This window comes from Phenylobacterium sp., assembly GCF_030654915.1.
GTDB lineage: Bacteria > Pseudomonadota > Alphaproteobacteria > Caulobacterales > Caulobacteraceae > Phenylobacterium.
This window is the reverse complement of sequence record NZ_JAURWM010000108.1, coordinates 1-10,107: the sequence shown is the minus strand read 5'-3', so window position 1 is coordinate 10,107 and position 10,107 is coordinate 1. Positions and strand designations below refer to the sequence as shown.

The following is a 10,107-nucleotide window of genomic DNA, read 5'->3' as shown; positions in this document are numbered from 1 at the left end:
ACTTCGCCCGGCTGGATGAGACGGGAAAGCTGGGCGAGGCCTTCACCATCGGCAAGACCGCCGCCGCTGATGTGGTTCTGGACGCCGAAACCGAAGAAGGCTGGATCCTGGGCGTCGAAGCCTAGGCCACAGCCGTCATCCTCCGGGCTCGCGGCGCGAGATCCGGGGGACCCGAGCTATCCTTGAATGGTTTCCGCCTGCCCTTGCGGCTCGGAGGCCGGCAGCTTGTCGATGAGGCGTTGGCGGCGCTCGACGATGGGCGGGCTGCGCAGTCGCTGAAGATACATCGGCGCCAGCACGCCAGCGACGCCGGCCGCATCCGCCAGTATGTCGCTCAGTTGAGCGCCGCGGCCCGACAGCATCTGGGCCACCTCGATGGCGACCCCGAACATCAGGACCATGCACGCCAAGTCGAACGAGCGACGCTTCGGAAACGCGGCGATGGTCAGCAGGGTGAGGCCGTAGAAGGCGATGAAGTGCGCGGCCTTGTCGACGCTGATCAGGCGCCCTTCGGCGCCCTTGAACGGCCCGATCATCCCGATCGCGCAGACCAGGGTCGCGGCGATCAGCAGGAAGCGGGCGATTTTCGGAGTCAGCGAGGCCATGCCCCCTTCTCCCAGATCAGCGTGAATCGACCGTTCACCTCGACGAAAAAATCCGCCCGCGCCTAGAGCCCCCGCCGCGCCAGCGCCCAGAACCGCCAGCTTAGCAGGCCCGCCGAGATGAACGATGCGGCGATCACCGCCCAGACGATGCCGTTCAGGCCAAGTCCCATCGGAATGGCCAGCCACCAGGCCAGCGGCATCATCACCAGCACATAGCTGGTCATGTGGGTGAAGGTCGGCAGCCAGACATCGCCGCGCGCCCGCAGCGCCTGGGCGATCACCACCTGTAGCGCATCGACCAGGAAGAACAGGCAGGAGAGCACGAGCGCGGCCGAGGCCATGGCGATCACCACCTTGTCGGAGGTGTAGGCCTGGGCAATCAATCCGGCCGTGGGCCAGATGATCAACGAGATCACCAAGCCGAACACAGCGGTGATCCCAAAGCCGATAAGGCCTGCTCGCGTCACCCCCTTGGCGTCACGCGCGCCATAGGCCCGTCCGACCATCACGGCGGTCCCGGTCGAGAGGCCGAGCGGCACCATGAAAACCATGGCCGCGACGTTCAGCACCACGGCCCAGGCGGCCACGGTCAGTCCGCCCATCCAGCCGGCGAAAATGTTCATCGAGGCGAAGGCCGCGACTTCGAAGAAGTTCGAGGCGCCCGCCCCGTAGCCGATGCGGCGCTGTTCAGCTTCCGAACCGCGATCACGTTCTGGCTTGGTGAACACGCCCAGCGCCCGGGCTTCCGGCATGCGCAGGATGTAGATGAGCATCGCGATCGCCAGGAAGGTCCGTGCGCCCGTGGTCGCCCAGGCCCCGCCGACCGCCCCGAGCGACGGAATGCCCAGGTGCCCCGGCACCAGCAGCAGCAGCAGCGCCAGGTTCACCCCGTTGGCCACCCACATCATGACGGCGCCGGGCTTGGGCTTGCCCAGTCCCTCCAGCCAAAAGCTGGCGGCCACGCTGATGGCGTAGCCCGGCAGCGACAGCGCGAAGACCAGCATGGCGCGCGAAGCGCCGTCGGCCAGGTCCTTGTCGAGGCCAATGACGTGCAGGAAACTCGGCCCCGCCAGGAGCGTGACGGCTAGCGAGATCACGCCAATCCAGAAGCTGTAGGCCAGGCCGCGACGCAGAACCGCGCCGGTCAGCTCTCGCCGCCCCTGCCCGATCCGCCGCGCGGTCATCACCTGGACGCCGGTCAACAGGCCGACGGCCATGGTCACCACGACGCTGGTCGGGGCCCAGGCGAGCGCGTGATAGCCGAGTTGCGTCGCCGAGTAGCGGCCCACCACGATGGCGTCCGACAGCCCCATGGTCATGATGCCCAGGCGTGACAGTACGACCGGCCACGAGAGCTTCCACAGCTCCGCGGTCTGCGCGCGCACAATATCAATTTCGCGCCCATCCGAAGGGAGGGTCGCCCCGGCCTGGTCGGCCATGATCTCACCAGTTTTCAAAGAAGCGGCGAAACTGGAGGTTTGCCGCCTTCGCCGCAAGGGTCGAGGCCTGTCACCGCCGCCTTTTCAGGCAGCGGTCACTCGAACGGCACGACCGACCGGGAGGACGATGCTAACCGCCCGCCGTGGCGGTCTTGATCAGACCGCCGCGCGAAGCGCTGCGCTGACCCGTTCTTCCTTGAGCTTCTCGGCCACGAGGAAGGCCAGCTCCAGCGCCTGTTCACCGTTCAGACGCGGGTCGCAATGGGTGTGATAACGGTCGGCCAGGTCGCCTTCAGTCAGAGCCCGAGCGCCGCCGAGGCACTCGGTGACGTTCTGGCCGGTCATCTCCAGATGCACCCCGCCCGGATGGACGCCCTCGGCCTTGGCGATCTCGACGAAGCTCTTCACCTCCGAAAGGATTCGGTCGAACGGACGAGTCTTGTAGCCGTTGGCGGCGGTGAGCGTGTTGCCGTGCATCGGATCGATGGCCCAAACCACCGAACGTCCCGACTTCTTGGTCGCCTGCAGCAAGCGCGGCAAACGATCAGCGATCTTGTCGTGGCCGAAGCGGCCATAGAGCGTCAGGCGGCCAGGCTCGTTGTGCGGGTTCAGGACGTCGATCAGGCGCAGCAGATCGTCCGGCTCCATGGTCGGACCGACCTTCACGCCGATCGGATTGCGAATGCCACGGAAGTACTCGATGTGCGCCCCGTCCAACTGGCGGGTCCGCTCGCCGATCCAGACCAGGTGAGCGGAGGTGTCGTACCACTCGCCCGAGGTGGAATCGACGCGGGTCATGGCTTCCTCGAAGCCCAGCAACAAGGCCTCGTGGCTGGTGAAGAACTCTACGCGATGCAGGTCGGGCTGGCTCTCCGGCGTCACGCCGATGGCGGCCATGAAGGTCAGGGCTTCGCTGATCTTCTCCGACAGTTCGCGGTACTTCGCGCCCTGCGGGCTGTCGGCCACGAAGCCGAGCGTCCACCGGTGGATGTTGTAGAGGTCGGCATAGCCGCCGCCGGCGAAGGCGCGCAGCAGGTTCAGCGTCGAGGCCGATTGCCCATAGGCCTGCAGCAGACGCTGCGGGTCGGGCGTGCGCCCGGCGGCCTCGAACTCCATGCTGTTAATGTTGTCGCCGCGATAAGACGGCAGTTCGACGCCGTCGATGGTCTCGACCGGCGAGGAGCGCGGCTTGGCGAACTGGCCGGCCATCCGGCCTACCTTCACCACGGGTTTGCCGCCAGCGAAGGTCAGCACCACCGCCATCTGCAAGATCAGGCGGAAGGTGTCGCGGATGTTGTCAGCGTGGAATTCCTTGAAGCTCTCGGCGCAGTCGCCGCCCTGCAGCAGGAAGGCGCGGCCCTCGGCCACGTCGCCCAGCAGGCTCTTCAGACGCCGGGCCTCACCGGCGAAAACGAGGGGCGGCATGCCGCGGAGGGTCTGCTCGACCCGGGCCAACTCCGCCAGATCCGGATAGTCCGTCGGCAGGTGCTTGGCGGGCTTCGCCCTCCAGGAGGCAGGCGTCCAATGCTCGGTCATGGCTCAACTCCACGCCCGCGCGAACTGCGAGCGGAGCGCGTTCTACTCCCAGAACGACAAGCTAGTCGATGGTCAGGCGGGGCGTTTTTCCACGGCGGGCTGGTGCAACAGCGCCATGCAGGCCGCCGCGGCCACTGCGCCGAGGGCCAACCACCACTCTTGCCAGACACCGAAAGACACCGCCGAGAACACCAGATAGGCTCCGGCTGTGGCCGCCGCGGCCGCACGTCCGACGTCGCGCTCGGGACGGCTGAGGCCGGCCAGCACCGCCCCCCAGAACACCGCCGCCGACATCGCGCCGATGAGGCCAAGCTCCAACCAGATCTGCAACGCCGCATTGTGAGGGTGCAGGATAATGCCCGGCGCGAACTCCCGGCTGGCCTCGAGGCCCCAGCCGCGCAGCGGGTGGTCGCCGATCCAATCGCCGGCGTGGCGCCAGTAGCCCATGCGCTGGGACCAGGAGAGCGAGACCGAGGCTTCGACTTCCTGGAACCAGCCCAGCTTGCGGGTCAGCCAGACAACGCCCGGCGCGGTGAGGAACAACAGCGCCGCCATGCCGCCCAGCACTCGTGGGGCGACCACCGGCCAGCGATAGACCGCAAGGCCAAACAGAACGCTCACCACGAGGGCCAGGATCGGCGCGTCTGCCGCCAGGCTCAGGCTTGCTCCAGCGATCCCAGCCGCCATCAGAACAATCGGCCAGACGCCGCATCCCGTGCGCGTACTGGCCACCGCCGCCGCCGGCGTCAGGACCGCCAGGACAAAGCCCCCCTGGGCGACGTTGCGCACCGCCAGGTCCGGGCGGATCGGATCGCCTATCGCGGTCCGCAGCGCCTGATAGAGGCCCGCTCTGGTCATGGCCTCGATGGCCAGGACCAGGCCCAACGCCGCCATGCCCCAGACCAGGACCCGCAGCGCCATGGCGCGCGTGTCCGCCGACGCCCTCGCGCCGGCGTAGAACAGCGCCCAGTAGAGCACGCCCTGCGCGACAAGCTTCAGTCCAGTGGCGTTCTCAAGCTTCTCGGCCCTGAACGGACTCCAGGCCATCGAGGCCAGGGCCCAGGTCACCAGCACCAGGATCGCCAACGCCGCCGCCCGGTGCTCTCTATCGACCCGCGCCCCATGAATGGTCAGCAGACCGCCAAGCGCCGCGATAGGCGCGAAGCCGAGCGGCCCCAGCCATCCGAGCAGGGGCGACAGGGCGAACACCCCAGCCAGCACCCACCCGAACCAGGCGACGCCGTCCTTCGGTGCGTTCGCCTTGGCTGCCTTCACGCCGCCGTGCCCAGCGGAACGTATTTCTCGCGCATGGTGACCAGTTCTTCGGCCAGGGTCGGGTGGACCGCGCAGGTGGAATCCCACTGCGGCTTGGTCACGCCCATCTTCAGGGCGACGGCCGCCATCTGGATGATCTCAGGCGAATCCGGACCGACCACGTGGCAACCAAGGATGCGCTCGCTGCCGGCCTCGACCACCAGCTTGATCAGGCAACGTTCGTCACCGCCATAGAAGGTCGTCTTCATCGGACGGAACCGCGAAAGGTAGATATCGACCTTGCCGTGCTGATGGCGAGCGTCAGCTTCAGACAGTCCCACGGAGCCGACCGGTGGCTGCGAGAATACCGCCGAGGCCACCATGTCGTGATCGAAGGTGGTCGGGTTGCCGTAAAACTCAGTCTGGGCGAAGGCCGCGCCCTCGCGGATCGCCACGGGCGTCAGGTTGATCCGGTCGGTAACGTCGCCCACGGCCCAGATGTTCTCGACATTGGTCTTGGAGAACTTGTCGACGGCCACGGCCCCAACGTCGTTCAGCTTCACGCCGGCCGTCTCAAGCCCCAGGCCGTCCACATAGGGGCGGCGGCCGGTGGCGAACATCACCAACTCGGTTTCGATCGCGTGGCCCGAGGTCATGTGGCTGATGAAGCCGCCAGCCTCCGTCTTCTCGATGCTGTCATGCTGGCAGCCGAGCACGACCTTAACGCCGCGCTTCTTCATTTCCTCTGTCACGTGGGACCGAACGTCGTCGTCGAAGCCGCGCAGGATATTGGCGCCGCGATAGACCAGCGTCGTCTCCACGCCGAGGCCGGCGAAGATCCCCGCGAACTCGACGGCGATATAGCCGCCGCCGGCGATCATGATCGACTTGGGCAGCTCGGGCAGTTGGAACGCCTCTTCCGAGGTGATGATGTGCTCGGCGCCGGGGAATTCGGTCGGCTTCCACGGACGGCCGCCAGTGGCGATCAGCACCTTGTCGGCGGTGATCGTCTGCTTGCCCTCCACCACGATGGTGTGGGCGTCGGTCAGCCGCGCCTTGCCGTGGAGGATCTCGGCCCCGGCGTTGTTGAGATTGGTGACATAGATGCCCGACAGCCGAGCGATCTCGCGGTCCTTGGCTTCCAGGAACCGCGGCCAGTCGAAGGTCGCCTGGCTGGGCGACCAACCATAGCCCTCGGCGATCTGGGCGTTGTGGGCGAACTCCGAGGCGTAGACCATGAACTTCTTGGGCACGCAGCCGCGGATCACGCAGGTGCCGCCGACGCGGTGCTCCTCGGCCAGGGCGACCTTCGCGCCCGACATCGCCGCCAGCCGCCCGGCCCGCACGCCGCCGGAACCGGCGCCGATCACAAAGAGGTCGTAGTCGTATTTCGCCACGTCTTACTCCTTACGGCTCGAGGGTGACGACGCCGTCCGCCGTCCCCACCAGAGCCACATCCGCCAGATCGAGGAACAGGCCATGTTCGACCACGCCGGTGACGCTTTTCAGCGCATCGGCGAGCAAGGCGGGGTCCTCGATACGCCCGCAAGCTGCGTCATAGATGAGGTTGCCGTTATCGGTTTTCACCGGGACGCCGTCCTTGACGCGCAGGCGCGGGGCCACGCCCAGGTCGCATTCGTTCAGCGCGTCGCAGATCCGCAGCATCGTGGTCTCGTGCCCGAAGGCCACGACCTCGATCGGCAACGGGAACTTGCCCAGCTTGGCGACCCGCTTCTCGGCGTCGGCGATCACAACACAGCGCTTGGAGGCTTCCCAGACGAGCTTTTCGCGCAGCAGGGCCGCGCCGCCGCCCTTGATCAGGGCCAGGGCCGGGCCGATCTCGTCGGCGCCGTCGACGGTCAGATCGATGGATTTCACCGGTCCCAGCTCGCCCAAGCGGATGCCGAGGCTCTGCGCCAGGTTGGCGGTGGCGAGCGAGGTTGGCACCCCGAGGATGTCCAGCTTGCGAGCCGCCAGCGCCTTGACGAACCAGGCCGCCGTCGAGCCGGTGCCCAGTCCCACGACCATGCCGTCTTCGACCAGTAGGGCGGCGGCTTCGCCGGAAGCCCTTTTTTGCGCGTCAGCGTCCATTGAAAAACCTCGTCGTCCCCGGGGCGAGCGCCCGGGGATCCATAGACAGTTGAGTTCGGCGGTTATTAGGCGGCGAGGACCGACCCGGCCACGACGAACTGAGCACCGGTGTTACTTCTTGGCCCGCTTGGCGAGCTTGGCCGCGCGGAACCGCGCCGCCCAGCCCGCCTTCTCGACCTGCCCCGACCGCTCCAGCGCCAAGGCGTCGGGCGCCACATCGCGGGTGAGCACCGAGCCCGAACCCGTGTAGGCGCCCGCCCCGATCCGCACCGGCGCCACGAGCGAGGAGTTGGACCCGACGAACGCGCCCTCCCCCACATGGGTCTCGAATTTGTCGAAGCCGTCGTAGTTGCAGAAGATCGTGCCGGCCCCGATGTTGGCCTTGGCCCCCACGGTGCCGTCGCCCAGATAGGAGAGGTGGTTGGCCTTGGCGCCCGCGCCCACCTTCACCTTCTTCACCTCGACGAAGTTGCCCATGTGGGCGTCCTCGCCGATCTCCGCGCCGGGACGCAGGCGGGCATAGGGACCGATCAGGGCGCCGGCCATCACCTTGGCGCCCTCCAGATGACTGAAGGCGCGGATCACCGCGCCAGTCTCGATGCTGACGCCGGGCGCGAACACCACGAACTGCTCGACCTGCACCCCCGCCGAGATCTTGGTGTCCCAGGAAAAATGCACGGTCTCAGGCGCCAGCATGGTCACGCCCTCGGCCAGGAAGTGCGCCCGGCGGCGTTGCTGGAAAATGGCCTCGGCCTGGGAAAGCTGCAACGGCGTGTCGGCGCCCATCACCGCGCTCTCCGGGGCGATCGAGGCCTTGACTAGGCCCGCGTCAGCCACGGCGATCCGCACGATGTCGGTCAGGTAATACTCGCCCTTGGCGTTGTCGTTGGTGATCTTCGACAGCCAGCCGAACATCCGGCCCGCGTCGGCCGCCATCATGCCGGCGTTGCAGATCTTGACCGCCAGTTCCTCGGGGGTGGCTTCCTTGGGCTCGACAATGCGGATCACATGGCCGTCCGCGCCGCGCAGCACCCGCCCATAGAGCAGCGGATCAACCGGTTCGAAGGCCAGCATTGCCAGGGCCACCCCATCGGCGCGCAGGCCGAACAGCGGTTCGAGATCCTTGGGCTCCAGCAGCGGGCAGTCGCCGTTCAACACCAGCAGGTCGCCCTCGAAACCCGCCAAGGCCTCGCGCGCGGCCAGCACGGCGTGGCCAGTGCCGAGCGGCGGGTCCTGCACCGCCACGGCGTCCTTGCCGAGCCGCGCCTCGACCAACGCCCTGACGCCTGGGCTGTGGTTTCCCACCACCACGATGATGCGCTCGCATCCGGCCGCCTCGACGGTGTCGATCACCCGGTCGAGGATCGCGCGCCCTCCGACCCTATGCAGCACCTTGGGGATCGGCGACTTCATGCGCGTGCCTTGGCCGGCGGCCATAATCACAGCGGCGCGTGGGGTCATGGATCGATCCTTACGAGTCGGGCAGACATTGCAATCATGCGGCGTTTAGCCGAAACGGCGAGCGGTTTCGACGGAGCGTTTTCCTTGACCGATCTCACCACCCTGGCTGGCGCCACGATAGTCTTCGACCTCGACGGCACACTCGTCGATTCCGCGCCCGACCTGATCGGCACGCTGAACGTCATCCTGCGGGAAGAAGACATCGCTCCCCTGCCCTTTGATGAGGCCCGCCCCTTCATCGGCCACGGCGCACGGCGGTTGATGGAGCGCGGGTTCGCCGCCCAGGGCCATCCCGTCCCCGCCGAACGCATGCCCGCGCTCTTCGAGCGCTTCATCGCCCACTACAATCAGCACAGCGCCGACGAGACCCGGCCCTTCCCCGGCGCGGTCCGCTGCCTGACCGAACTCAAGGCGGCCGGCGCCCGGCTGGCGATCTGCACCAACAAGCTGACCGACCTGTCGCTGCCGATTCTCCAGAAGCTGGACCTGATCGACTTCTTCGACGCGGTGATCGGCGCCGATCTGGCCCCGGCCCCCAAACCCGACGCCCGTCACCTGACGCACACCATCGAGGCCGCTGGCGGGCGGATCGACCGCGCCGTCATGGTCGGGGACGCCTCCACCGACGCCGGCGCCGCCCGCGCCGCCAAGGTGCCGCTAGTGCTGGTGAGCTTCGGCTACACCGAGATCCCGGCCGCCGATTTGAACCCCGACGTGCTGGTCGATCACTTCGACGAATTGAAGAATGCGTGCGTAACGCTTCTCACCGCTTGCCCGGCGCAAGACGTCAGGCTATAGGCGCAACCCTTCCGGAGGATGCGTAGCTCAGCGGGAGAGCACCTCGTTCACACCGAGGGGGTCACAGGTTCAATCCCTGTCGCATCCACCAATCTTTTCAAGCACTTGCTGAAGAGACCATCTGGCACTTGCCAGAAACTTGCCAGAAACGCCTGGTTTTTGACTGAACGGCGACGGCTTTCACGCCCTACCCCGCCCCAGATCTCTACCTCTGAACGAACAAGCCAGCGCTGCGCCGAACGTTTGCCCCAAGGCGCCCGAGACGAGTTCCACGTCGCCACCACCGCTCAGAACCTACGAAAGTTGGCCAAGCTCATCCCGCTGCCAAGCCCCGCAACAGCCTGAAGAGGCCCAGCGGGCTCTCGGGTCCGCTACCCTCCTGATATGGCGCTCGCGATTTTGGCAGCGCGCGCAGACCAGCACCCTCCAGCGCGCTAAAAGCTCATGCGAACTCCCGCGGAGCCGTAGGCGGTGTAGCTGTCGCCAAAATGCGATAGCGAGGTTGCTATCGAGCCCTCTCCGTAGACCTGGTAGCGACCAGCGCCCCAGGCATAACTCGCCCCCGCGGCAAGGCCGCCCCAGGTGCGTTCGGCCCGGTTGGAGATCAGCGCTCCGGAAACGTCCACGCGCGATCCGTCCAGAAACTCGTGGGTCAGATTAGCGACGCCGTAGATCCTCCCTCGCCCCCCTGCGGCCGCCCCCTTCCAGTCGCGGTCGAACGATAGCCCCAGGCGGCCGAGAAGACTGTCGCCTTGATCGGCGGAAACGCATGCGCCCAGCGGGTCCACGAAGGTGTCGAATTCGACCTTCGCATAGGTGAGCTGGGCCTGCGGGATCAGCTTGAAGACACCCCCCACGGCGATGGGCTGGCCGGCCTCGATGGAGAATGCGTAGCCGTTCGCATCGGCGTCCTCGACGCGATC

The 10,107-nt window shown here is 67.0% G+C and carries 9 protein-coding genes and 1 tRNA gene; 2 read left to right on the top strand and 8 right to left on the bottom strand.

Annotation, left to right across the window (positions count from 1 at the left end; genetic code table 11):
• Positions 1 to 176: 176 nt before the first annotated feature.
• From Q7T84_RS05475 to glmU, 7 genes are all read right to left on the bottom strand, one after another.
• A complete protein-coding gene (locus Q7T84_RS05475) occupies positions 177 to 605 on the bottom strand; it encodes a VanZ family protein (protein WP_304806738.1) in 429 nt (142 codons plus the stop codon).
• Between the two features lie 62 nt (positions 606 to 667).
• Entirely contained in the window at positions 668 to 2,044 is a 1,377-nt protein-coding gene (locus Q7T84_RS05470; protein ID WP_304806737.1) for an MATE family efflux transporter, read from the bottom strand.
• Positions 2,045 to 2,200: 156 nt separating this feature from the next.
• Complete coding sequence (locus tag Q7T84_RS05465; RefSeq protein ID WP_304806736.1) at positions 2,201 to 3,580, bottom strand: class II 3-deoxy-7-phosphoheptulonate synthase; 1,380 nt, start codon at positions 3,578 to 3,580, stop codon at positions 2,201 to 2,203.
• Between the two features lie 72 nt (positions 3,581 to 3,652).
• Positions 3,653 to 4,855: an O-antigen ligase gene (locus Q7T84_RS05460; RefSeq protein WP_304806735.1), complete on the bottom strand. Its 1,203-nt coding sequence runs from the start codon at positions 4,853 to 4,855 to the stop codon at positions 3,653 to 3,655.
• The gene (gor, locus tag Q7T84_RS05455; RefSeq protein ID WP_304806734.1) at positions 4,852 to 6,231 is read right to left on the bottom strand and encodes a glutathione-disulfide reductase; all 1,380 of its coding nucleotides are present in this window, start codon (positions 6,229 to 6,231) and stop codon (positions 4,852 to 4,854) included. The genes Q7T84_RS05460 and gor overlap by 4 nt, the downstream gene beginning before the upstream one ends.
• 10 nt (positions 6,232 to 6,241) lie before the next feature.
• A complete protein-coding gene (rpiA, locus tag Q7T84_RS05450; RefSeq protein WP_304806733.1) occupies positions 6,242 to 6,925 on the bottom strand; it encodes a ribose-5-phosphate isomerase RpiA in 684 nt (227 codons plus the stop codon).
• A 111-nt stretch (positions 6,926 to 7,036) separates the two neighbouring features.
• Positions 7,037 to 8,386, bottom strand: coding sequence for a bifunctional UDP-N-acetylglucosamine diphosphorylase/glucosamine-1-phosphate N-acetyltransferase GlmU (glmU, locus tag Q7T84_RS05445; protein WP_304806732.1), 1,350 nt, complete (start codon positions 8,384 to 8,386; stop codon positions 7,037 to 7,039).
• Positions 8,387 to 8,470: 84 nt separating this feature from the next.
• Between glmU and gph the strand changes: the two genes are divergently transcribed.
• The gene (gene gph, locus Q7T84_RS05440; protein ID WP_304806731.1) at positions 8,471 to 9,184 is read left to right on the top strand and encodes a phosphoglycolate phosphatase; all 714 of its coding nucleotides are present in this window, start codon (positions 8,471 to 8,473) and stop codon (positions 9,182 to 9,184) included.
• A gap of 16 nt (positions 9,185 to 9,200) precedes the next feature.
• Positions 9,201 to 9,275, top strand: a tRNA-Val gene (locus Q7T84_RS05435).
• Positions 9,276 to 9,618: 343 nt separating this feature from the next.
• Here Q7T84_RS05435 and Q7T84_RS05430 read toward each other — a convergent pair.
• Positions 9,619 to 10,107: autotransporter outer membrane beta-barrel domain-containing protein (locus tag Q7T84_RS05430; protein WP_304806730.1), on the bottom strand; the 489-nt coding region annotated here is incomplete at its 5' end.

What these genes read in the sequence shown, in the direction of transcription:
- Q7T84_RS05475 (WP_304806738.1), bottom strand. Translation starts at nt 605, where the DNA reads ATGGCCTCGCTGACTCCGAAAATCGCCCGCTTCCTGCTGATCGCCGCG.
- Q7T84_RS05470 (WP_304806737.1), bottom strand. Translation starts at nt 2,044, where the DNA reads ATGGCCGACCAGGCCGGGGCGACCCTCCCTTCGGATGGGCGCGAAATT.
- Q7T84_RS05465 (WP_304806736.1), bottom strand. Translation starts at nt 3,580, where the DNA reads ATGACCGAGCATTGGACGCCTGCCTCCTGGAGGGCGAAGCCCGCCAAG.
- rpiA (WP_304806733.1), bottom strand. Translation starts at nt 6,925, where the DNA reads ATGGACGCTGACGCGCAAAAAAGGGCTTCCGGCGAAGCCGCCGCCCTA.
- glmU (WP_304806732.1), bottom strand. Translation starts at nt 8,386, where the DNA reads ATGACCCCACGCGCCGCTGTGATTATGGCCGCCGGCCAAGGCACGCGC.